This window comes from Methanopyrus sp. SNP6, from assembly GCF_002201895.1.
Classification (GTDB): domain Archaea; phylum JAADCQ01; class Methanopyri; order Methanopyrales; family Methanopyraceae; genus Methanopyrus.
Genome location: NZ_CP019436.1, coordinates 792024 through 814337, shown reverse-complemented (window position 1 = coordinate 814337; position 22314 = coordinate 792024). Strand labels below are relative to the sequence as shown.

At 58.1% G+C, this 22314-nt stretch carries 27 protein-coding genes; 7 read left to right on the top strand and 20 right to left on the bottom strand.

From position 1 onward, the window contains the following. Positions 1 to 87: 87 nt before the first annotated feature. The 3 genes from cofC to BW921_RS04625 form a co-directional block, all read right to left on the bottom strand. Entirely contained in the window at positions 88 to 660 is a 573-nt protein-coding gene (cofC, locus tag BW921_RS04635) for a 2-phospho-L-lactate guanylyltransferase (protein WP_148688765.1), read from the bottom strand. Further along, the gene (locus tag BW921_RS04630) at positions 657 to 1547 is read right to left on the bottom strand and encodes a hypothetical protein (protein WP_148688764.1); all 891 of its coding nucleotides are present in this window, start codon (positions 1545 to 1547) and stop codon (positions 657 to 659) included. Before BW921_RS04630 ends, cofC begins: the two co-directional genes overlap by 4 nt. A 294-nt stretch (positions 1548 to 1841) precedes the next feature. Next, a complete protein-coding gene (locus BW921_RS04625) occupies positions 1842 to 3128 on the bottom strand; it encodes a hypothetical protein (RefSeq protein ID WP_148688763.1) in 1287 nt (428 codons plus the stop codon). A 274-nt stretch (positions 3129 to 3402) separates the two neighbouring features. Between BW921_RS04625 and BW921_RS04620 the strand changes: the two genes are divergently transcribed. After that, positions 3403 to 4131: a DUF1678 family protein gene (locus tag BW921_RS04620; protein WP_148688762.1), complete on the top strand. Its 729-nt coding sequence runs from the start codon at positions 3403 to 3405 to the stop codon at positions 4129 to 4131. A 208-nt stretch (positions 4132 to 4339) separates the two neighbouring features. Here the strand turns inward: BW921_RS04620 and BW921_RS04615 are convergent, their stop codons facing one another. The 5 genes from BW921_RS04615 to BW921_RS04595 are packed head-to-tail and all read right to left on the bottom strand — an operon-like array spanning position 4340 to position 8427. Further along, positions 4340 to 5251, bottom strand: a complete 912-nt coding sequence (locus BW921_RS04615) for a methanogenesis marker 7 protein (RefSeq protein ID WP_148688761.1) — start codon at positions 5249 to 5251, stop codon at positions 4340 to 4342. 17 nt (positions 5252 to 5268) lie between these two features. Continuing rightward, positions 5269 to 6117, bottom strand: coding sequence for a radical SAM protein (locus BW921_RS04610; protein WP_148688760.1), 849 nt, complete (start codon positions 6115 to 6117; stop codon positions 5269 to 5271). After that, a complete protein-coding gene (locus tag BW921_RS04605) occupies positions 6114 to 6740 on the bottom strand; it encodes a methanogenesis marker 17 protein (protein ID WP_148688759.1) in 627 nt (208 codons plus the stop codon). Before BW921_RS04605 ends, BW921_RS04610 begins: the two co-directional genes overlap by 4 nt. 12 nt (positions 6741 to 6752) lie before the next feature. After that, positions 6753 to 7976, bottom strand: a complete 1224-nt coding sequence (locus tag BW921_RS04600) for a methanogenesis marker 15 protein (protein WP_148688758.1) — start codon at positions 7974 to 7976, stop codon at positions 6753 to 6755. 13 nt (positions 7977 to 7989) lie between these two features. After that, complete coding sequence (locus tag BW921_RS04595) at positions 7990 to 8427, bottom strand: methanogenesis marker 5 protein (RefSeq protein ID WP_168168750.1); 438 nt, start codon at positions 8425 to 8427, stop codon at positions 7990 to 7992. A gap of 78 nt (positions 8428 to 8505) precedes the next feature. Between BW921_RS04595 and BW921_RS04590 the strand changes: the two genes are divergently transcribed. Further along, positions 8506 to 8958 (top strand): adenylyltransferase/cytidyltransferase family protein, encoded by a 453-nt coding sequence (locus BW921_RS04590; protein WP_088335737.1) that lies wholly within the window; start codon positions 8506 to 8508, stop codon positions 8956 to 8958. A gap of 77 nt (positions 8959 to 9035) precedes the next feature. Here the strand turns inward: BW921_RS04590 and BW921_RS04585 are convergent, their stop codons facing one another. Next, the gene (locus BW921_RS04585; RefSeq protein ID WP_088335736.1) at positions 9036 to 9245 is read right to left on the bottom strand and encodes a hypothetical protein; all 210 of its coding nucleotides are present in this window, start codon (positions 9243 to 9245) and stop codon (positions 9036 to 9038) included. Position 9246: 1 nt separating this feature from the next. Then, positions 9247 to 9648 (bottom strand): helix-turn-helix domain-containing protein, encoded by a 402-nt coding sequence (locus BW921_RS04580; RefSeq protein ID WP_168168749.1) that lies wholly within the window; start codon positions 9646 to 9648, stop codon positions 9247 to 9249. A 102-nt stretch (positions 9649 to 9750) separates the two neighbouring features. On the opposite strand from BW921_RS04580, the gene BW921_RS04575 reads away from it, so the two are divergent. After that, positions 9751 to 10458, top strand: a complete 708-nt coding sequence (locus tag BW921_RS04575) for a DUF169 domain-containing protein (RefSeq protein WP_148688755.1) — start codon at positions 9751 to 9753, stop codon at positions 10456 to 10458. A gap of 329 nt (positions 10459 to 10787) precedes the next feature. Here the strand turns inward: BW921_RS04575 and BW921_RS04565 are convergent, their stop codons facing one another. After that, the gene (locus tag BW921_RS04565; RefSeq protein WP_148688753.1) at positions 10788 to 11546 is read right to left on the bottom strand and encodes a LysR family transcriptional regulator; all 759 of its coding nucleotides are present in this window, start codon (positions 11544 to 11546) and stop codon (positions 10788 to 10790) included. Between the two features lie 100 nt (positions 11547 to 11646). Here BW921_RS04565 and hdrC point away from each other — a divergent pair, with 100 nt between their 5' ends. Continuing rightward, a complete protein-coding gene (gene hdrC, locus BW921_RS04560) occupies positions 11647 to 12225 on the top strand; it encodes a CoB--CoM heterodisulfide reductase subunit C (protein ID WP_088335732.1) in 579 nt (192 codons plus the stop codon). Positions 12226 to 12237: 12 nt separating this feature from the next. After that, entirely contained in the window at positions 12238 to 13155 is a 918-nt protein-coding gene (gene hdrB, locus BW921_RS04555; protein ID WP_088335731.1) for a CoB--CoM heterodisulfide reductase subunit B, read from the top strand. 106 nt (positions 13156 to 13261) lie between these two features. On the opposite strand, the gene BW921_RS04550 is transcribed toward hdrB, so the two are convergent. Then, positions 13262 to 13525, bottom strand: a complete 264-nt coding sequence (locus BW921_RS04550; protein ID WP_210400435.1) for a DUF1847 domain-containing protein — start codon at positions 13523 to 13525, stop codon at positions 13262 to 13264. Positions 13526 to 13702: 177 nt separating this feature from the next. Between BW921_RS04550 and BW921_RS04545 the strand changes: the two genes are divergently transcribed. Continuing rightward, positions 13703 to 14053, top strand: coding sequence for a DUF2111 domain-containing protein (locus tag BW921_RS04545; RefSeq protein WP_148688751.1), 351 nt, complete (start codon positions 13703 to 13705; stop codon positions 14051 to 14053). Here the strand turns inward: BW921_RS04545 and BW921_RS04540 are convergent. Together BW921_RS04540 and BW921_RS04535 are read right to left on the bottom strand one after the other, a co-directional pair. Beyond that, the gene (locus BW921_RS04540; protein WP_148688750.1) at positions 14035 to 15072 is read right to left on the bottom strand and encodes a DUF1611 domain-containing protein; all 1038 of its coding nucleotides are present in this window, start codon (positions 15070 to 15072) and stop codon (positions 14035 to 14037) included. The genes BW921_RS04545 and BW921_RS04540 overlap by 19 nt on opposite strands. Before the next feature lie 140 nt (positions 15073 to 15212). Then, positions 15213 to 16016 (bottom strand): enolase C-terminal domain-like protein, encoded by an 804-nt coding sequence (locus tag BW921_RS04535; protein ID WP_148688749.1) that lies wholly within the window; start codon positions 16014 to 16016, stop codon positions 15213 to 15215. A 149-nt stretch (positions 16017 to 16165) separates the two neighbouring features. Here BW921_RS04535 and BW921_RS04530 point away from each other — a divergent pair, with 149 nt between their 5' ends. Beyond that, a complete protein-coding gene (locus BW921_RS04530; protein ID WP_148688748.1) occupies positions 16166 to 16990 on the top strand; it encodes a hypothetical protein in 825 nt (274 codons plus the stop codon). An 84-nt stretch (positions 16991 to 17074) separates the two neighbouring features. On the opposite strand, the gene fen is transcribed toward BW921_RS04530, so the two are convergent. From fen to BW921_RS04500, 6 genes are read right to left on the bottom strand one after another with little or no spacing between them, the layout of a single operon-like run. Continuing rightward, positions 17075 to 18121: a flap endonuclease-1 gene (gene fen / locus BW921_RS04525; protein WP_148688747.1), complete on the bottom strand. Its 1047-nt coding sequence runs from the start codon at positions 18119 to 18121 to the stop codon at positions 17075 to 17077. Between the two features lie 57 nt (positions 18122 to 18178). After that, complete coding sequence (locus tag BW921_RS04520; protein ID WP_257789220.1) at positions 18179 to 18886, bottom strand: glycosyltransferase family 2 protein; 708 nt, start codon at positions 18884 to 18886, stop codon at positions 18179 to 18181. 10 nt (positions 18887 to 18896) lie between these two features. Continuing rightward, positions 18897 to 19676 (bottom strand): dihydroorotate dehydrogenase electron transfer subunit, encoded by a 780-nt coding sequence (locus BW921_RS04515; protein ID WP_210400434.1) that lies wholly within the window; start codon positions 19674 to 19676, stop codon positions 18897 to 18899. Beyond that, a complete protein-coding gene (locus tag BW921_RS04510) occupies positions 19673 to 20629 on the bottom strand; it encodes a dihydroorotate dehydrogenase (RefSeq protein ID WP_148688745.1) in 957 nt (318 codons plus the stop codon). Before BW921_RS04510 ends, BW921_RS04515 begins: the two co-directional genes overlap by 4 nt. Next, a complete protein-coding gene (locus BW921_RS04505; protein ID WP_148688744.1) occupies positions 20626 to 21237 on the bottom strand; it encodes a hypothetical protein in 612 nt (203 codons plus the stop codon). Before BW921_RS04505 ends, BW921_RS04510 begins: the two co-directional genes overlap by 4 nt. Continuing rightward, positions 21234 to 22205, bottom strand: a complete 972-nt coding sequence (locus tag BW921_RS04500; protein WP_148688743.1) for an inorganic phosphate transporter — start codon at positions 22203 to 22205, stop codon at positions 21234 to 21236. Before BW921_RS04500 ends, BW921_RS04505 begins: the two co-directional genes overlap by 4 nt. Positions 22206 to 22314 lie beyond the last annotated feature (109 nt).

Here is a 22314-nt window from a genome sequence, read left to right as displayed (position 1 = left end):
GCGCGCTCCATACTTCTTTAATCCGGCCCCCTTCCGGCGCGTGTCGTCTCGCGGGACTCTCTAATAAAAGTCGCACAAAAGGTGCCGTCAAACGTTGATGACGGAGCGCGCGATCCTCGCCACTTCCTCCTTCCCCAACAGCGCTGCGTCGAGCAGATCCTCCGGCTCGTCCACATCGGCGAAGAACCCCAACGATTTCACCACAGTGACTTCCATCCCTCGCTCTTCCGCCCGTTTCAAGTTCCTAGGGAAGCTCACACCACCGAACGTCGGCCTGAACCGCACACCCTCCCCGACAAACACCCCACTCGTACCACCTCGTCGGGACGGACAGAGAACGACATCCGCATCTTCCAACCCTTCCAACGCCCGCTCGACGTCTTCTTCGGACAGCAACGGTAGATCCGACATCACCAGCCCGAATTCGCCGTCCGGGAGCGGTAGCTCGTCGAGACTCGCGTTACTCAATCGTACCTTCGCCCCAGGCACCGACAGACGTGTGTCCGGAGTCACTACTTCTACCTCGCCAAACTTGGAGAGCACATCTACCACGTGCCTTAACATCGCCAACGCGAACTTCTCACGCATTTCCTCGTCCATGCACGAGGACAGCCTGGTCTTTCGGTCCCTCCTATCCGCGAACGGTACCACGAACCTCACGGATTAAGCGCCCCCAGCACCGACATCACGTTCCCCCATACCTCGATGAAGTCGCTTGGATCCTCCGGATCCGCATCCGTGTCCAAGTCGAGTACTCGGGAAAGTACTTCTCCCAATCCCCCGCGGCCGGGCCAGGCCAACACGCGGTGGGCGACCAGGCATCCCAGCTCCAAATCGTCCATCCCTAGGACCTCGTCCCGGAAGTCCGACCACCGACCCTCCTCTCGTGACCACACCGGTACGGCGGGGAGTAGCGACTTGACGTTCATCGATCCGACGCACCGGATCAGTCGCTTAAGATCGTACATCGAATCATCCAAGAGCCCCTCGCGGAGTACACGCACCCTGTCCCCAGCCACGAAACCCTCACGCGCCAACCACACGATCCCACGACCTACTCGCTGGATGATCTCTCCGGACTCTATACCCCGACGCTCGTGTAGATCCCACCTCAGCCACCGTCGCACGGAACCGTCGAAGTACCTCACGTGAAACCCCTTGGATCCAGAGAAATTAACCACGTCCGGTCGCGGGAATCCCAATGCCCGGCGTAACTCATCGCATGCTATCACTACATCCTTGAGTAGTGTCCCCAGTGATCTTAGGAATGCTTCGGGTTCCTCCGGAAGCTCCGCGTCCACATCGATCACCAGATCCCAGCCGAGAAGTCCCTCCCACGATTTCGGGTTCTTGAACTTCCCAGTCGAATGGTACAGCTCTAAGAACCCTGAGACCTCATCCAGCCTTCGCTTTCGGGTGAACACGATGTCCTGTCCCTTTATGAATGTGTACGCCCACTCGCGGGATTTTGGGTCCTCTACGAACTCTCGCAACACCCCTTTGGGAAGTGAGGCGTAGTACTCTCTTACTAGCGTCTTCACATCCATTCCTCTCGCACCCGCAGTCCTTACACTCTTGACAGTAATCCGGCGGATAGAAAACCAAATAGAGAGGGTTACTATATGGTTACTTATCTACTACCGAGGTGCCGTGGCCGTCTGCGACCACCTTTGTTCGCTCAACGAAATTAGATTAATTAATTTAGCGAAAGTTGCATACTAGATCTGAAATTAACTGTAGGTAAAGGTCTTTTCGTTACGGTGCCCAAATGTTATTGAAATCGTAACAATTACCGGCACCTCCACCACTGCGGTTGTGGGGGTTACCGCCCAAAGGTACTTTCAATTCGGTGGAGGAGCTCCGAACGCTTCTAGTAGAGTCTTACCGCCTAACGCGGATCTGCGTCTACCGCTGAGTAGCTTAGCCATGTGGAGGATACTTTCACGTGTTTCCCCTTTAACCCTGAAGTTCTTCCTCATGGCTCTGGCGACCTTTCTGACTATCCTTCGCACAAGTCGCCGTCCCGTTACCCCACGTTCGACGACTTCCCTTACGACCTTCCTAAGTATCTTTATCAGGAACTTTTCGTGATAACCCTCCACTCCCGCCTCTGACGCTACGAAGTAGCAGGAGATATCGGAGAGTGCCGGGCTAGGTCTGTGAAAACTCAACCACCGACGACCTCGTTTGAACCACCTACTCAACCACTTGCCGTACTCCCTACCGTACACCTCAGACAGTTCTCTCCCCGAGGTACCCTCACGCTTCGCGGCTCGGGCGACCTTCAGAGATCTACGGTGAAGCTCCCTTCGGATGACTCGCACAAAAAACTCGGCAAGCGCACGGTCCCAAGGCACCTCGGTGAAGTAACCACGCTCCGGGAAGAAGCGTCTAACGGTGGGCTTTCTTGAGAGCTCCTCGTACGCCTCGATCAGCTCTTCTTCTATAGAATTTCCTGCTGGGTGTTCCAATTTATCACCAGTGGCTACGTACACTCGCACCCTAACTCGTGGGTTGAAGTGGTGCCTGAGGGACTTCATCGCCCTTAGGAGGTTGGAGTAAACTCGACGTGCTAACCGGTATCCGTCGATGCGTACGTGCTCTAAGTCCGGGATAACGACTAAGACCGATGACACATCTTCAAGGCGTTTACCCGCTGCAATCATAGCGCCTAACACCTGGAGGGTGATGGACACGGAGAGCGGGTCGGACTGTACGTAACCCATCACACGTCCGAGCAGTCTGGAAACGGCTCCGGCCATCTTGGATCCGAGGACACGGCGTACGGCTTCCCTCGGAGTCTCTCCTGAAGCCACACGGTTACGGATTTCCAGTAGCTTCTCGGGCTCAATACGATCGCACAACTCGCGGACCGCTACCACCGTCGCCTCCGGTAGCAATTTCTCGTGCCTCTCGGATGCCCTAACGAGAGGCGTCGGGTGATCGAAGAGCAGTCCTATGAAACTCCTAGCCCAGAACTCGGTTACGTCGTATCCGGCCGCTGCTAGGAGTAGCCTACGATCTCTATCGCTCAAGGCTCGGAGCGTTCCGGTGTCAGGGACTGCACCGGGGAAAACTTCAATAACGAGTACATCTCGGTAGATGCCGGCCTTGGTGCCGCGGCTCATGGGCCTCGACCCCCGACCGGTGGGAGCCTCCCTCTTGCCCTCCTCTCCAACCATTCCCATTTGTGCGAGCGTTGGTCTGACCGTGGACTCGACCGGGTCAGTTAAATCATTTACTCCCCTCACACACCACACACGGATGCCGTGGTTCTGACGGTCCCGGTGGTTCTGTTGGGAGAATTAGACGTTCGCACAAACTTAAGCTCAACGCCAATATTGTGCGTCTGTAATCGGAAGAATTTTAAATGCGCTCGGCGCCAGGAGTGGGGGGTATCGAATGAACGTCAGACCTGGAGGACCGCCGATACTCGACCCGGTCCGGTTGGGTATCCCGATGGAGGTCCCGAAGGACCCTGTGGAGTTGATTCGGGTGTTCCGGGTGTTGATGGAAACGTTGAGGCGTGGAATCCTCCCGTTCTTGGGTGCGTCGTACCGGTCGGTGAACGGGAAGGTGTATGGGCCGTACTACGAGGCCAGGTGGAAGCCGCGGAAGGGCGAGCGTGGCCGCACCATCTACTTAGGCAGAGAAGACAACGAATCAGTTCGGTTTCTCCGAGAATGGCTCGAAACAATCAGACTCGCGGCCCCGAGGTTGTCGGAGCATAGGAAGGCGAAGTGGTTCGTGGCTAAGGCGGTCCGTAGGGCCCTCGTACCGGTGCTGAGGCGACTCACGCAAATGTCCGCCAAGCACCGTGCGGAGGTGCTCCGAAAGCTTGAGGAGATAGTGAGAGAAGGAGTCAGTCGGATTCACTCGATCCTAAGGTCTGTCGAGTTCAATCCGTTGCGTCGGCTTGGGCGGCCAGGTGGCGGAAGAGTAATAATCGATAGCGTGCTCAGAGGGTTACCCGGAACAGTTCGAGACATCCTAGCGGACGTGTTGGCTCCGTGGCCGGCTTGGTACGGCCTTCACATCGTGCGTCTCTGGAGGGGTGAGAAAGAAGCTCGTCGCTACTGGCGGGAGCGGATAGGCCTATACGACAGGGTGAAACAGCGGGAGGCCGCCTGACGATCTAGCGCTGGTGACGTAGGATACTTCCGAGGTGGAATGGTGTGGAGACCGACGGTCCATCGGCTCGTGATCGGTCGTGGTGTAAGTCCGCGAGTTATGTGACCGTCTAGACTACCTGGGTTGCAGGAAAACAGTGTTCGGAAAGCCCTTAGGTGATCACGTGGTAGTGGGGGAGTCGTTGGTCATCGTCGTCTGGGTGGTGTGATCATCCGGTCACCGCGCTCTTAGGTTTGATTTTCACTAGTATGTGATCGTCCATCTCAGACTGCCTGATATCCGCGATTTCCCGGAGCTTCCACCCGAAGACCTTGACCTCAGCCACTCGGTCCGCCCACTCGTCGTACGGTGCCTTCACCCGAAGACCGTCGAGCTGGAGTGTGATCGGCATGGGAGAGGTGAACCTCTCTTCGATCTTAAGCTCCCGGTTGATCCGATCCTTCACTACCATCGGCGGGACGGCGGGCGGGTCCTCGGCCAACTCCTGTCGTCGCTCTTCGATAATCTTCGAGACGACGTCGACGATCTCGTCGAGCTTCGTGATCTCGCGACCCTTCCTGAACCGGTATGGCTTCCTACCTACTCCTCCTACGTACACCACGTCGTCGGCGTCGATCCCCTCCGGACCTCCCACTACGACGACCGGCACACGTTCTATCCGTCGTACCAGCGGAAGCTTGTACTTCTCGATACAGTCTTTGAAGTTCCCTACGACGAATATTACCAAGTCGTGTTCCTCAAGGAGGCGTTTCTCTCGGGCGCGCAGCTGGGCCAGCTCGCGTCCGTAACCTCTTGCCAATCCAATCACGTTGGACTTGGCGCCGTGGCGCCTGAGGTACTCGGCGATATCGCACACGGGATGTGGCATATGATGACGGGCCAGGCTCATTCCCACGACTGCGATCTCGGTGCCAGCCAGCGGCATCCTCCTGATCTCTCCGAGGAGCTCCTCCGCCTTCCGCTCCACGACATCCAGGTCATCGACTGGTACGGCTAGAACCATGTGAACTTCCAACTGCATCTTGTGCTCGGACAGGATGAACCCTCCGAGGTCCTCGACCAGGTCGCGCATCTCATCGGCCTTATACACGCCCCCTTCATAGATCACGGTTTCGAACACGCTCGTGACCCCCGGATTCATTCCTCTTCTAGCATCTCCCAGATCAGCCGAGGTCTGCCGCGGCAGTGGATCACGTCGGCGCGACACTGCATACATCGGCGCATCACGGTGATGTGTTCCTCAGCCAGGTCCCGTGCCTTCGAGAGTTCCCGGCACGTCGGCGGTCGGTGATCCTTCATATCGCCGCCTGGGATGAGAGGGATTACGTTCATGGCGTGAAACCCTGCGTCGGCGGCGCGCTTCGCGACACGTTCGACCTCATCCTCGTTCACACCGGGGACGAGCACGAAGTTGACCTTCTTGAGTATGTAGCGCTCCTTCTCCAGCGCGTCCATGGCTTCTTTCTGCCTGTCGACGATCCATCGGGCGGCTTCCTTACCGGTCAGCACCTCGCCCTCGGGTGTCAGTGCCCGATCGTAGATCTCGGCTGCGGCTTCAGGATCCAGCGCGTTGATGGTTATCGTTACCGAGTGCACGAGCTCCGTCACCTCATCGATCAGCCCGGGTAGCCACACGCCGTTGGTGGACAGGCAGCGTTTTGCCTCCGGTACTGTTTCGGCGACGATATCGAAGGTCTCCTTCACGTCCTCCCAGTTCGCCAGTGGGTCACCGGGTCCGGCGATCCCGACGACGTCGACGCGTCCGCAGCGCTCTTTTACCCTCTCGAGGACCGTCTTGGCCTCACCTCCGGTGATCGTGCGGACGGTACGCCCAGGATAATCCACCCGTACTCCCTCGTGCTCGAGTCCGGATTCGCAGAAACGGCAGTGGATGTTACACCGTCCGCCCACGGGTAGGTGCACCTTAACGAATTTCCCGTGCTCACCGACGTAACACGGGTGGTCGTTCGGACACGATCCTCTCACTCACTCGGCCCCCGGCGCTCTCCGACACGATCTAGATCCCCCGGCAGCTCGAAAAGTAAGTCGGTCCACTCGTCCTTGAGCACGCCTTCACTGGCCAGGTATAGAAAGTCCCGATCGAAGCGCGCGTATCGGGCCACTCGGAACCCTTCCGGTCTCACCCGTTCGATGAGGTCGTACACTCTATGGGCGAGCTTCTTCCGAGGATCGTGGACGACGAGCTCTTCGAGTTTTTCGAGATGTTCTGAACTCATCCCCTCGGGTGGCTCGACCGTGATTTTGAGGCGCTCTTCGTGCCGGACCCGATCCTCTCCGAATACATCCTGCAACGTTCGGATCACATCGGGGAAGTAGCGCTCCACCGCGACAGATACCTTGAGAGTGCCCTCTTCATCGTCGAGTTCAAGGTGCGAGACCTTTCCCAGCGTCACCGGCCTGAGCATGGGACGCGTTCGCACTGCGGCGGCGTAGAGCGGGGCTTCGATGTCTAGGTGGAACACGGCTGCGGTGATCGTCCTCGCCAGTCCCAGATCGGTGGCCGCGTGCCTAGCGATATCGTAATACAGCTCGGCCGCTTCCTTTTCGGACGCCCTTACGAGGATCCTCTTTCCCATGTGTTCGTACACAACCAGATCCCCTCACACGTAGTTGGAGGCCAGGAGAGCGGCACCGACGGCCCCGATGTACTGGGGATACTCGGGCACAACTACTTCGACGCCGATCACGTCCTCTAACGCCTTCACCATGCCTTCGACTAGCGAGGCTCCTCCTACGAAGAACACCGGCTCTCGGATGTCGATCTCTTGGAGTTGCTGCTCGTAGATCTGCTCTGCGACACTCCGACATGCGGCAGCGGCGGCATCCTCGGGATCCGCACCCTCGGCCAGCGCGGTCACCAAGTCCTGGATCCCGAATACGATGCAGTAACTGTCCAGTCGCACGGCTTCTGGATTTCCATCCAGAGCGATCTTACCGAACTCGTCCAGGTCCACGCCGATACGGTCCGCGGCTACTTCGAGGAAGCGGCCTGACGCTCCCGCGCACACTCCGCCCATCGTGAAGTTATCCGGAATTCCGTCCCAAACGGTGATCGCCTTGTTATCCATCCCGCCAACGTCGATTACGGTCGCTCCACCTTCCTGCTTATCACCCAGGTATACCGTTCCCTTAGAGTTGACAGTGAGCTCCTCCTGCACCAGGTCGGCGTCGAAGTGGCGGCCGAGGGTGTACCTGCCGTATCCGGTCACGCCTATCGCCTCGATGTCATTGAGCTCGTATCCTGCCTCTTCTAACGCTCTTTCCACGGCCTTTTCCGCGGATTCGACCACTTTCGTTGTCCGCACCCATCCGGTTCCGATCACCTCGTCGTCTTCCATCACCACGGCTTTGGTGGTGGTGGAACCAGAGTCGATACCGAGGGTGAGCCCCTCCTGCCTCTTCCGGGCTAGCAGCCCCTTCCGCTCCACTATCGTGACTAGTGCCTCCATACGCGTGAGTAACTCGCTAGCGTCGAGGTCTTCAGTGAACGAGTAGGTGACGACGGGGAGATCGGTGTTCTCCTGAAGGTACCGTCGGGCCTCGTTACGCACGAGGGCACCTTCGGCACACCTGAAGCATGTAAGGATAATGGCTGCGTCGGCTTCCGCGTACCCGTTCGCGAGCGCGTAAGCACGGGCAAGGAGTACCCTCAAGTTCGCGCTCTTCGGGGTGTACCCTACCTCCTCGCAAGCTTCCTCTACGATATCGATGTCTACCTCGGGGAGTACGATCTCGGCTCCGACCCGTTCGGCAGCGCGCTCTATCTCGGGTTGAACACCACTGTACTCCGTGCCGCACGAGAGTTGAGCGATATGGACTGCCAAACGGGGGTCACCCCTATAACGACTCCAAGAAGTCTCGAATCTCACGGACGAACACTTTCGCTTCCTCTTCCGATCTCGGGTACTCCAGCTCCAGCACCGGTATACCCTGACGTCGAACTAGGTACGTCACGAACTCGTTCGTTCTATCGCAGCCTAAGCAGCCGAAGGAGATGTCTTCGATGCCCGTGACTACGATGGCGGCGTCGGCCTTCTCTATAAGTGGACCGATCAGAGCCATCCTGCCTCTGACACCCGAAGGTACCTCCACGGCCGCGTACTTTAGACCACGTTTCGCGTCCTGCGGGGTCACGTTCATCGGAGGTGAGTCGATCTCTGGGTCCCGTACCCGCTTGCCTATCTCTTTCGGTAGTGAGAGCGGCTCGTGCCCGAACCTCTCGACTAGATCGTGGAGAATCAGACTGTTAGGAGGGTGGATGAACACCCTGGCCAATACTAACACCCCGCGCCGTCAGGACACCCGGCAGTTCGGAGTTAATCAAACTTCGGTCGCACCCGGGGGAGCATTCACGTGGGTAAGCGTGTGCTTGCGGGAGGTGTGTTCGATATCCTCCATCCAGGACACGCCGCGTTCCTTGAGGAAGCCCGGAAAATAGCCGGAAAGGACGGCGAACTCGTAGTCGTGGTCGCCCGAGACGAAACCGTGCAACGCCTGAAGAGAACCCCGATCGTGCCGGAGGAACAGCGTGTACGGATGGTTTCGGCGCTGAAACCCGTTGATCGAGCGATCTTAGGCCATCCACGGGACTTCTCCATCACCCTGAAGGCGGTGAAACCGGATGTCGTCGTCCTAGGACCCGATCAGGACATCGATGAGAAGGAAGTCGAACGTTGGGCCGAACGCGTCGGTGTCGATTGTGAGGTTCGTCGGATCGAGAAGTACGAACGGTGTCCGTTGGACAGCACCATAAAGATCGTGAAGCGCGTGATCGAGCTGTGGAAGCGCGGTGAGTTACGTGTGTAGCGTGTAGTCGGCTCCGGGTTCTCTCGTCACGGGCCTGAGGCCTCGGCGCTCAGCCTGTTCCCCATCACAGGTTAGCATCAGTCCTGAACTAACGCGTCCCCGCGACGCTTCATTTTCTTGAGTATCCGCTTCGGACGGTTCTTCTTGTACAGGTGGGACTTATTCACGTGCCTAGAGTACGACTTCTGGTCGCGGAACAACGCACCGCAGCGTGGGCATCTGAGGAGTATCTCTCCGTCCCTAGTCTCGACTTTCTCGGCTTTGAACGGTCTCCTCTCCTCGGACATCTCATCTTCCCCCTCGGTGCGGTGTGAATTCCCGGAACCACTTCTCTACCTCCTCATGGACTATCCTGAGGTTTCCGAGTCCGAGTTCTTTTACTTTCTCCCATGGTGCGGGACGGTACAGATAACGTCTACCGCCTCCGGGCAACGTCTCGCGCTCCCGCTCTACCATCCCAACCCGAACGAGGCTTTGTAACATCTTCTGAGCCGTGCTCCTGCTCCTGTTGATGATCTCGGCTACGTCCTCGACGGTAAATGGTGCTTCCTCCGAGTTTTCGAGCAGTTTTAAGTACAGCTCTGCTTCGTCTTCCTTGACTCCAAAAACACACGAGAGTACGCGTTCCGGTTTGAGCTCTGCCGTTCCCTGGACTAGCTCTACTACGATGGGCCTCAAGAAAGGCCTCAATAGTCCACCCCCATTCACCAGTGTGTCGATATCAGCAACTTTTAATACATGTAAGTGACCGGTAGCTGAGCGATCGAGAACAAACGATTGGGGACACAATTTATGTCCATGTGCGTCGAGGAACCTGAGAGGATCCGCGAAGCTGCCGAGTCACTCATGAAGACCCTGGACTTAGACCTGCATCCTGTGGTGATGAAGCTGTACCTCAGTGAAGAGGATGTCCCGAACGGCTACGAGCGGGTAGATGAAGCCCGCCGTCACTGCGAGTTCGTGATGGAGGTAGCTCGCGGTGAGATGGACAAGATCTACGCAACTTCGGAGGAGCAGGCCTGTAAGGGCGGATCTGCGGCTATAGGACTCGACGACATCCCGGACCCGGTGAGGACGGGTAAGTTCTACCACGAGAAACTCGGGCAGCACTCTACACTCTCGGCCTCCAAACGTACGGTCGATCGGGTACCGAAGGTCTTCGACGGGGAGGGAGTGTTCGATGCTATCACGTACGAGAAGGCTATCGATGTCGAAGTAGTTCCGGACGTCATCTTGGTCGTGTGTAGGCCTAAGGAGGCCATGAAAATAACTCAGGCGTACTTGTACCCAGAAGGTGGGAGAGTACACTCCAACTTCTCCGGTATCCAGTCCCTGTGCGGCGACGCGGTGGGCAAGATCGTGAAGGAAGGTGGAGTTAACTTCACACTCGGGTGCAACGGTTCGCGCACTTACGCGGAAGTCCCTGATGAGTGCCTAGTGGCGGCAATGTCTCCGATGGCGTTTCTCGTAGTAGGTAATTCAATCACCGAAATACCGTAACTTCCGGCTATTCCCACGGCGACGGCCCCTTCCGGTACCCCACGTAATACCCCACCACGATCGCTGCTATCAGTCCTATGGGGAACCACGGTATCTCCGATGTGGCCCACTGTACGGAGTACATAGGGTTCGTGAACGTCTGCCAGTAGGACTGTTGAGTTCGTGTTGTTCCGGGAGCACCTGGACCGGGACCGGATGGCCCCGGTCCCGGTTGACCTCCTACTTCAGGTACCTTCTGCGGCCCTTGCGGCTGGTCGATCGGCGGTGCTTTCATTTCCTGACATCCTGCGGTTGCCAAAATCGCATACACTGCCACTAAACCTACTAGGCTAGCTTTCCAAAGCATCGAGGAGGTCCTCCCCTTCTCGGGTGAGTGGTAACGCCATCACGGTGTAGTGAGGACCGGGATCGTCTCCTTCAGGCGCCAGCTCTTCGGGTACCACGGTCCACATTCCTCCGTTTCGAACAGCCTCGAGGGCCGAAGCGTAATAGCCTACGCGCATTTTCGGTCTTACCTCCTCCCTGTTGCGGAGATCTGTAAGGTATATCCGCTGTGCGCTCCCAGGTACCTCGACGAACCCACTTCCGTCACCGACCCGTACCAGCCGCGTTCGTCTGACGACGACCGGTTCGCCGACGGCCTCATCAGAGCGGTCAAAGACTATCACCGGATCGTCTGGGACCACCACGTCCGCCTCCACACGACTCATTTTCTCGTGGGGCGGCACGATAACGTCGACATCGTGTTCCCTACCTAGAGCGGCTAGGACGTCTTCTATCACGGTCTCAGAACATGCCACTGTAGTTTCCGTCCTCGAGAGTCTAGCCTTGGCGTTCACGTACTTGATCACTATCCTGCGTCCGTGCTCCGTGAGATAAGATCCGAGAGGGCTCGATTCAACCAGTCGGCACCCGAGACGTTCCTCGAGATTCCTAATCCTTTTATGTACCGCGGACCGTGTCACACCCTTCTCTTCCGCCACTTTGGACATTGATCCGTGTTCCGACAACTTGAGCAGCAACTCGAGCTCTTCGGGGGTTAAGAGTATCCCGTTCACCCTGATCGCCACGTCGACGTTTAACCTCACGGAGCCGTTCCCCGCAGGTTGACGTTGAGCGTACCTACACGCGGTGCCTGGTGGGTATCGTAAAAAGGTTCTTCTGGGTGGAATCGTCTAGGGCCGCACGTTGGTCGAGCCACGGGACACCGTCATCCGGGAGGAAGACCTCAACCCGGACTTCCTGGAAGAACTGAGCGAGCTCGTCGAGCCGGTGTTCGAGGAGGAAGAGGTACTGTCGGTCCAGGCGTGCTACCAGTGCGGTACGTGCACCGGCTCGTGCCCCAGCGGGCGACGAACCTCCTACCGCACCCGACTGATCATGCGGAAACTCCAGTTAGGACTAGTCGATGAAGTAATCAAGAGCGACGAGCTGTGGATGTGCACCACGTGCTACACGTGCTACGAACGGTGCCCACGTGGCGTGAAGATCGTAGACGCCGTCAAGGCCGCCCGGAACCTCGCGGCCAAGGAGGGGCATATGGCTAAGGCTCACAGGATGGTGGCTATGTTCGTGATAAAGACCGGACACGCCGTGCCGATCAACGATGAGATCCGCGAGGTAAGGAAGAACATCGGCTTGGACGAGGTACCGCCGACAACACATCGGTATGAGGAAGCCCTAGAAGAGGTCCAGAAGCTGGTCAAGATCAATGAATTCGACAAACTGATCGGGTACGATTGGGAAGAGGGTGACCTGGTCGACTAAGGGGGTTGACCATTGGCCAAAAAGCTCTGCTTCTTCCTGGGTTGTATCATGCCGAACAGGTATCCGGGCGTCGAGAAGGCCACGCGTCTAGTCCTCGAGGAACTGGGATACGAACTCGTCGACATGGACGGAGCCTCCTGTTGCCCGGCGCCCGGAGTGTTCGGGTCCTTCGATCTTAAGACATGGGTCACGATAGCAGCTCGCAACCTGTCGATAGCCGAGGAGAAAGGATACGACATTCTGACAGTCTGCAACGGTTGCTTCGGATCTCTGAACGAGGCCAACCACCTGTTGCAGGAGAATCCGGAGCTGCGCGAGTTCGTGAACGAAAAGCTCGCCGAGATCGACAGGGAGTACAAGGGTAAAATCAAGATCTACCACGTGAACACCTTCCTTTACGAGGAGGTGGGTGTCAAGAAGATCGAGAAGAAAGTCGAGAGGCCGCTCAAAAAGACCGACGGTGAGCCGCTGAAGGTAGCCGTTCACTACGGTTGCCACCTGCTGAAGCCGTCTGAGGTGACCGAGTTCCCGGGTTCGGTCGAGGATCCGAGGACACTCGATGAGCTCGTCGAGGCCCTAGGTGCGGAGTCCGTAGACTACAAGGACAAGATCATGTGCTGCGGTGCGGGAGGTGGTGTCAGGTCCAGGGAACTCAAGATGTCACTGCATTTCACCCGCGAGAAGATTTTCAACATGCTCGAGGCCGGTGCCGACTGCACTACCAACGTGTGTCCGTTCTGCCACCTGCAGTTCGACCGTGGACAGATCGAGATGAAAGAACACTTTGAGAAACTTCCGCCGAAGAAGCTGCCGGTGTTCCACTACTGCCAGTTGGCCGGTCTGGCGTTCGGAATGGACCCTGAGGAGCTCGCCCTCGAAACGCACGAGATCGACTGCACACCCATACTAGAGAAGCTCGGCCTCGCCTGATTTTTTCACTCCAATCCGAGTTTTCTCCTACAACACCGGTTTGTCGGGGCTAAGGCCGGGCAGTAGGCCAGTCTTCGATCCTTCACCCGCGACGGTCACGGGAGCCTCAGACCCCTCGATGAAGATGATGTCGTGACCCACGAATAACCCGATGAGGTCCTGTCTCGGTTTCAGCTCCGGCAGGTACAGTTTCGACTTCGATACCCCCCTCCGAACCATAGATGGGGCTACACCTCCAAGCCCTCAGGAACTCGCATAATGTGACCTCGACCTCTTCGGCTAATCCCACGCAGAACGCCACTCCGACGCTCTTCCAACCCATCCGCTCGTATAGTCCCGTCTCCTCGACCCGTCCATTCCATGTATCCAACGGTTCATCCCGTGGTACGACTCCACAGTCCGCTCTACCCGATCTTCGTCGGCGAACTCGCAGCGATCACATCTCCGGGTGAATGAGGGTACTTCAGCATCAAGTGATCCCCACCGAACGTCCAGATGAGAACCCCGTTAAAGTATCCTCTCCATTTGAAGAAACGGGGAGGTCGCTATGAGAATCAGACCCGACTCGACAGCCGAAGATATATTACCGCTCGCAATGGCGGTCCATGAGTTGGTCAATCGTCTGCCCGTGACAATGCGAACCCGGGACAATCCCGGGGTAAGAATAGAGGATGGCGAGGTGATCGACGACGAGTACACGGGCCCGATCCTGGAGGAGGTGCTCGAGAAAGGTGAGGTGATCAGAAAGGTGCCGGAATCGGGACCCTACGAAGGAACACCGGTTGTAGTGGTTCCTATCAAGGATAAGAGCGAGACTATCGCCGCACTCGGTGTCGTCGACCTCACTTACGGTATCTACTCCTCGCTCAGGAAGGTGACTCAGCGCCCCGTCCGGTGAACCTCTAACACCCTGTCTACAGTTTTCCTGAGGTCGCCTAAACGTTCTACCAGGTATCCTTCGGACGATAACTCCTCCGCGAGTCTCTCGTCCCACGTGCGTAAAGCTACCGAGACTATTTCCGCCGCACTAAGCGACTCGATCAGCGTCGCCTCGGTGCGTGGGTCGGGGACTCGGAACCTCGGGAAACCATCCCGCACCTCCCTAACCGGGTCGTGCACCAACACCACAGCGTCAGGCCAGGCGCCATGCAGGATAGCTAGTGTAACCCCGGAATACGCCGGGTGGCTTAACGCCCCCTGTCCCTCTACTACGACGATCTCATGATCCTCGGCCAAGCGGACGACCAGTTCCTCAACGGCCCCCGTCATGAAGTCCCCGGGCATGCGATCCACCACGACGCCATCTTCAGCCCCGATCATGATACCGGTCTGTCCCGTCGCCAAGAACGCGGCCTCTACCCCTTCTTCCCTCAGGCGTTCCGCGAGCTCGATGGCCGCCGACATCTTACCAACGGCGCAGTCCGTCCCCGCCGTGAGAACTACCGTGGCATCCACGTCCCTGGCCGACCCGTCCGCAACTCGGAACAACTCTTTCCGAGGTTTCCTCACGTCTATCAGCCGTGAACCTGATTCTTCGGCCACCTCGCTGATGTCCGGGTCCTCCGAAAGGAACTCGTGGAGCCCGCTCACTACATCCAGGCCCGCATGGACAGCTTCGATGACTTCTTCTTTCCACTCCGGGGTTAATTTCCCACCGGGCGGCGCCGCTCCGATCAGCAACACTTCAGGATCCAGTTCCTCTATGGCTTCACTCACCGACCGCAGTATAGGCACCGGCGGGAAATTCGGATCCACATCTCGTGCGGTTTTCCCAGACAGCTCGCGATCTATCACGGCAACGATGTCATAAACACGTCCGAACCGGAGCAGTCCGTGTGCTGTCTTCCCATGAGGCTTGTCGAACGCCCCGTGACACAGTATGATCGCGGGTGTTCCGGGCTCGTGCGGTAACCCCAACGAACCACCTCCTGTCATGAGTTTTTCCATTATCACACTTAGCGGTCATCGGGTTGAAAATATCGGAGAGTGAGTCGTCAAGAGCACAACAACCTCCAGCCGTCAACTCGTGTCCTACGTGGCATCGCTGATTACTCATATTACCGGGGCTTAGGTCGCTCCACGCGGACCTCCCATCCGGGTCCTTCGGTGACCATCACGGGTGCGTATCTGGGGTTGCTCACGACATCCTCGTTCAGAAACAGATGTCCATCGAGGTCACATAAGTCGGCCTCCACGGCGGTGGCTAAGTGAGCGGCGGCGGATACGGAGGAGAAGCTCTCGACGGCACACCCTATCATCACCTTGAAACCCTCTTCCTGCGCGTCTCGAGCTAACCTCAAACCACCGACGAATCCGACCTCCTGTGCCTTAATGTTCACGATGTCGCAGGGTTCCGCGACGTCGAGAACGTCGTCGATAGACCGGGCTCCCAAATCCATTACATCCACGATCACGGGCACCTCGCAAGATTCGCACACTTCCTCCAGGCTATCGGGCGGCGTCGGGTGTTCGAGGTACACGTCACCGTCGAAGTCCAAGAGATCTAGTAACCGGAACACTCCTTCAACCGTCAGTCCCTCGTTTCCGTCCAATATGAGGGCGTCAAACTCGGCGGACTCCACGCACGCCTCGAGACGCTCCAGATCCCGCTTCAAGTCACCTCCTACCTTCACCTTTAGCCTCCGATACCCTCTAAGGTAGTAACGCCGTGCGAGTTTCTCAGCCCGCTCCGCGCCTACCAGATCCACAGTGGCGAACGACTCGATCGAGGTCGGTTCTCCCCCCAAGACTGTGCACAGTGGCTCGTCGTACCTTCTAGCCGCGGCGTCCAGTATCGCCATCTCCTCGGCAATACCACGACAGAGTCCGAACCCTCTCCCGGTGTCGCGACGCACGTACACCAGTAGCCCCGCACTCGTCTAACTTCCCGGCCCGATATCCGGAACGGCCGTTTGAGGGATAACGATACGGGCTCTGTCTCCAGCGAGCCCAACGCGACGCCCCGGCAACACGCACCGTCTCCGTCGTTAAAGTCCTAGGGGGAAGTCGGTTGATCGCTGAAGTGGTGAAATTCGTGCTCGAGGCACTGCTAGTTATCGGTGTCAGTGTGTTCGGGCTACACTTGCTCGGGGCGCTCGTATCCGAAAGAATCCGATGTCGTGCCGTACCGCTCGTCGCCGTTGGTTTGGTCCACCCCCACGCGGCGCTGACGACGGCACGAGAGATGGGCCTCAAGGGATGTGAGCTCCTTATCGCCAAGGTTTCGTTCAACTCCGCCATCTACACCGCTACAGCGTGCGTGAATGCGTTAACGTTGCTGGGGTCGACGGTGGGTGAGCCGTACGCTCTAACGCTAGCACTAGTGGATGTCACCGAGACCATCGTCGGCGGGCTCCTCCTCCGTCGGGTGCATGCGCAACTTCCCACACACGGGAGCCTTCGGGACGCTCTCAACGAAGCGACTCGCACCGTCGGCCGTATCGCCGCTTATCTAGTGCCCGGGACTCTGCTTGGGGTTGTTCTATCATCTCACCTTCTTCGCGGATTGGGCGGGTACGCCGTGCCCATGACGTTTCTGGCTAACCCGGTGGCCGGGTGCGCGGCGGTCGGGACGATGCTTCGATCTGGGGTCCTCGACTACGCACACGCTTACTCCCTCGCCGTAACTGGAGCGGCCTTATCGTACGTAGGAAGACTGCTGAGGAGTTGCGGACCCGTGACGGTCGCAATCACCGGGCTTCGTTCCGGGTCGCTGCTCTCTACCGTCAACTTACTCGCGGACATCGGGCTGCTGCTAGTTTACGGGGTGGTGATCGGATACCTGACCTTCGGACCCTCTGGGGTACCCCCACTCGGTGTGCTCGGGAGTTTCTGACCGTCCTACAACCTCGAGCTGAGCGTTCGGAGATCCACTCCTGAAGAGTACCGGCTACATAGGCGGAGCCGCCGGGATCTCGGGTCATAAGAACGTGTCCAGGGTCTCTTGACGACCTCCTTTTCGCAACTCCTGAAGCGCCTCCTTCAGACGCTCGACGGCGCGGCGGACTCGATCCTCAGAGAAATCACGCTCCTCAACCAGGAACTTGACCAGCCTCTCTTCGTCTGGTTCGTCCCAATTTAGTTCGTAGTCATCAATGACTTCCGGCTCGAGGAAGAGTCTTCTGAGCTCCTCCGGTTCTACCGGTAGATGCCGTTCGATCTTAGGCCAGATGTCAGTGTCCTTAAGCTCGTCCAGTGACCCGTACTTCCTGATCAACTGCAGCGCTCGCTTCGGACCGATACCGGGTACTCCATCCGGGTTGTAGTCCGTGCCCAATAGGATCGCCAGGTCCACCAGCTGCTCCCTCGATTCCAATCCCAACTGTTTGAGTACGTCCTCCAACCTTATGATCTCTGGCTTGACCTCCACGATTTCTCCGGTGTGTGGATGCCTCCGCTTTCCGACTATCGTGATGTTGCGAACCAACCTGGGGCTGCCGAACAGCATCGAGTCGTAGTCTTGACTGCCTGCCGCCCACACGTCTCCACACCTCGCCATATACGCGCACTGTGCCTCTCCCTCCGATGGGGCCTGTACCCACGGAATGCCCATTAGATCCAACAACCTCTTCGCGTCTTCCACCAGCGACTCGTCGAGTCTGGCGACTTGTCGGGCGTACTTCTCCCTCTCCTCCTTCGTTCTTGCCCGCTTCAGTTTCTCCATCGCCTCCTCCTTCCGTTCCCGTCGACGCTCCAGTGTTTCACGTTTCAGGTTCGGGGGCTCACCATCGAACACGTACACAGGCTTAATACCCTCTTCGACCAAGTTCACGGTCCTATACAGGAGACCGTTTAAGTGGCTGGTAATCCTGCCTCTCGAGTCCATGAGAGGTCGTCCGTCCTTCATGATCGTGGTCAGGAATTGGTACATGGCGTTGAACGCATCGATAGCGATCTCCCGACCGGCGAGGGCTTTCAGGTCCGTCTCTTCGGGTTCGATCAGTTCTCTGAGTTCGGCTAGCCCCAAATTGTCCCCTCCAGGAACCCCTGTGGATCTAACTTATAACTACCCGGGCTGTCGCTATCATCCCTCATTCGGGGTCGACGGCGTTTCGCACCGCCATCTAATCCTATTCGCAGCTACCCTGAACAGTATCCTGAGTCCGACGAGGATCTTGTCTATCATCGTAGGGGCTACTCTCCTATGTCCGGATATCCTCCCACGCAGCCTCACATCGACGGACTTGACAGAGTACCCTAAAGATACCGCAAGGGAAGTGGTGTCGGCGTCGAACGCGGGACCGTCGTCTACGCACCGTTTTAGGATTTCTTCCGCGAATTCCCTGGAAAACACGCGGCACCCGCACGTGACGTCAAGGATCTTCCCATAAAACAGCCAGAAGAGCGCCATCAGTGTCAAATTGAAAAGGTAATGGGAAAACGGCACGTTCTCCGGTCTACCCTCTGAGAACCTGTTCCCTATCACCAGATCGTAATCGTCCGAGGCTTCGATCAATTCGTCGAAACAATTCGGATCGAACTCTCCGTCGGAATCCGTTCGGAAGATAACGTGAGCGCCGTGTTCGAGTGCACATTGAATCCCCACTTTGACAGCCCTTCCAAGCCCTTTGACCGGTTCTTTAACGACCAGGGCCCCGGCCCTTTCCGCCTCTTCGGCAGTGCGATCCGAGGACGCGTTATCCACTACTATTATCAGAGCGTCGGGATACATCTCCCGGATCTCGCGTACGACTCTTCCCACCGCACTCTCCTCGTTATGTGCCGGTATCACGAATGCGACGTCACTCAGGCTTTCCCGTGACGTCACGTCTGACCCTCCCAAACTCCGTACCTTCGAGCTCCTCCGTCCAAAACACCGGACCGTTGCGGCACACTAGCAGTCCCTTGCCTAAGGCGCATGAGCCGCAGATCCCTTCGCCACATTTCACGTACCGGACGACGCTGACTTGGCAAGGGACACCGTACTCTCGTGTTATCTCGGCAACCCGGGCCAGCATCCCTTCGGGACCGCACGCGTACACTACATCCGGACATTCCTTTTCCACGAGTTCTTCAAGGACGTCCGTAGGGAATCCTTTACGCCCCTCACTCCCGTCCTCCGTGGTGATGTACAGCTCATCGGACAGCTCTTCCAGATCGTTCCTCCTCGGGAGGCGGTCCGCGTGTGGACCTCCTAGCACCGAGGTAACGTGAACCCGTGCTCGACGTAGCCTTTCAACGAGCGGAACCAACGGTGCTACCCCGGTCCCTCCGGCAACTACCACCGCCTTCGGACCTCTCACCTCGAACGGTTTCCCGTACGGCCCCCGTACCCAGACCACGTCCCCAGGCTTGAGGTCTGCGCAACGCTCTGTGAACGGGCCTACGATCTCGATAGTGAGTTCGAGCTCTCGGTCGTCTCCACCTGAGAACGCCATCGGCTTTTCGTCGACTCCGGGAATTCCGAGCATCAGGAATTGACCGGGTTCCCAACGTATCGGCCTCTCCGGTTGTAGCCTAAGTACGAGCGTCCGCTCACATTCTTCCCTGTTCTCCACGACCTCCGCCGGTGTTGGCTTCACTGACACCACCCTAATCGGCGCAATCTTTTCCGGTACTCAGGGAGGGCGGCTCCGATCGCCTCTTCGGGTTCCTCGTATCCGAGTTCCTTGAGAATACGGTAGGTTTCCATCGCGATATCTCCGAAGTCCTTCTCTCGAGCCGCCGTGGCAACCTGCACCGCTTTAGCACCGGCGAGCAGGAACTCGACGACGTCTTCCCCGCTCCGGATCCCACCGACTCCTATGATCTCCACCTCCTCCCCGAATTCCAGTGCTAAATCCGCCACGACGCGGAGCGCGATGGGTTTGAGCGCTGGGCCCGACAGTCCACCCACCCCGGCTCCTAGAACGGGGCTAGCTGTTCTCAGGTCGATCCTAAGGCCAGGTCCCAGCGTGTTCACGGCGGTGAGTGCTTCCGCTCCCGCATCGATGGCCGCTGCAGCTACCTCGAGCAAGGTTTCGCGGTCCACGTTGGGAGTCAATTTCACGGACATCGGTCCGTCGAACGCCCGGACAGCGGCCTCGGTGATTTCGGCTACGGCTTCCGGATCGGAGCCTAGTTCCGCCCCGTACCCTTTGCCCGCGTGAGGGCACGAGACGTTCAGTTCCAACCCGTCCGCTACGTCGGAGAACGCGCGTGCCAACTTCCTGAAACCCTCCGGACCGTCGGCCGCCACGCTCGCGTACACCGGCACGTCGAATTCGTCCCGGAACTCTTCTATTTCCACCACCATCCTGTCCGGACCTGGGTTCGGTAAGCCCATGGCGTTGAGCGCGTATCCCTCGTCTGGGTAGTCCACGAATACCGGTCCTGGATGACCTTCGCGCGGTGATTCCGTGATCGTCTTCGTGAAAATAGCCGCAGCACCGCGTAGGACTGCATCCTCCATACCCGGCAGATGTGCGGCGAGAGCCCCGGAAGCGCAGGCGATCGGATGGTCCCAGCGCTTCCCTAGGACCTCCACCGGTATCACCCGAGGAACCTCACTTTGATCCTGTTCACCCCGTCAAGAGCTCGGTCCATATCTTCAAGCGCCCGTTCGATTTCCAGTGCGATCGGTGCTAGACGCCCGTTCCTCTCGGCTTCGAGCATCAACGCGCGTAGTCGGGACCGAACGTCTTCCTCCCGGCTCCGAATCTTTTCGACGTGCTCCGCCGCCTTCCGTACGTCCTCGTTCAACAACTCGACCGACTCACGTACTCCTGAGGCGATTTTGGCGATACCATCGATCACTTCGTCTAGCTTCTCTCGATCTTCCTCCTCTAAATCTTCGTAGAAGCTCACTAGTAGGGAGGCCAAACTCAGCAACGTCTCGGCGGCTCTCCTCACATTCTCGGCTATGTAGCCTAACTCTTCCTTGACGACCGGGATCATGGAGCTGCTTTCCATAGCCTCATCTATACGGTCCCTGAGTTCGGCCACTTCTTCGCTCAGGGATTCTTGCCGCTCCTCGATTTCCTTCGGACCATCCATCTCCGTTACGTCGGAAAGCAGATCACAGGCTTCAATCATGGTGTCTAGTTCCTTAAGGAGCGCGTCTAGTGCGCGCTCCGCGGGTCGCGTGCTCGGGCGTAAGATCAAGGCATCGCCGCCCCTCGCACCGACAAGTAGAGACGCATTAGTGCGTACGACATTACGAACGAGCCCACCGGGCTCGCGATCCACGTTGTAAATATCTTCTTCAAGGTGTGGGTGTTGAGTTCACCTCGGGATAGCCCAACGCCGATGACAGCTCCCGCCGTCGTCTCGTTGATGGAAATGGGGATTCCGAGCTCCGACGCCCCGTGCGTGACTATCGCGGCCGAAAGTTCCGCAGAGAACGCTGTTACAGGGTCCAACCTGGTGATCCTCCTCCCCACGGTCTCGATGACCTTGGAACCCGCCGTTAGAGCCCCTACTGCGATCATGATACCACCTACAATGGCGGCCGATCTGACGTCCAGAAGACCGGCCACTACTATCGGCGCCACGGCGTTGGCGGCGTTGTTCGCACCTATAGTGTAGGCGACATAGCACCCTGAGATGGTGAGTAACCATCCGATCTTCCACTCTATCTTGGCGAGCGGCCACTTACCTCTCTCCAATACGGCTCGCAAGCGTCGAGAAACGAAGTAGGCTGGGATCATCGCAAGTATCGGTGATAAGACCCATCCGGCGGCTATCTGGCCGAACTTGCTCCAGTTAACCGGGAGGCCCAGCGCACATCCTACTCCGGCGATGGATCCTACGGTAGCCTGCGTCGTGGAGATCGGCACTCCGAGCATGACGGCCAGATGGCACCAGGCGGCCGCCACGAGTACGGTCGCGCCGGCCGCGATAGGATCGAGGTGCGCCTGTACGACTCCCTTCCCCAGCGTCTTGACTACTTTGTGCCCTTCCAGCACCGCACCCATGGTTGTGAAAACGGCGATCAGCGTAACCGCCTGCCGCATCGTGCGGATACCTGCTCCGACGGCGGATCCCATGGCCGCACCGGCATCGTCAGCTCCTATGGTCCATCCCATGTAGAGTGAAGGTACGACGACGGCCAGAACTTCCAGAACGTTCACGCTCGCACCCCATCACTCACCTTACCGACCGTCACCGCCCGATGAATCGACGTTCGCGGGTTAAAGTCTCTCGCCCTCGGCTCGGCTCTCCGTCGTCATCCCTCAGGCT

Coding starts and splice junctions, on each gene's coding strand:
- BW921_RS04630 (WP_148688764.1), bottom strand. CDS start 1,547: ATGGATGTGAAGACGCTAGTAAGAGAGTACTACGCCTCACTTCCCAAA.
- BW921_RS04625 (WP_148688763.1), bottom strand. CDS start 3,128: ATGAGCCGCGGCACCAAGGCCGGCATCTACCGAGATGTACTCGTTATT.
- BW921_RS04620 (WP_148688762.1), top strand. CDS start 3,403: ATGAACGTCAGACCTGGAGGACCGCCGATACTCGACCCGGTCCGGTTG.
- BW921_RS04585 (WP_088335736.1), bottom strand. CDS start 9,245: ATGTCCGAGGAGAGGAGACCGTTCAAAGCCGAGAAAGTCGAGACTAGG.
- BW921_RS04575 (WP_148688755.1), top strand. CDS start 9,751: ATGTCCATGTGCGTCGAGGAACCTGAGAGGATCCGCGAAGCTGCCGAG.
- BW921_RS04545 (WP_148688751.1), top strand. CDS start 13,703: ATGAGAATCAGACCCGACTCGACAGCCGAAGATATATTACCGCTCGCA.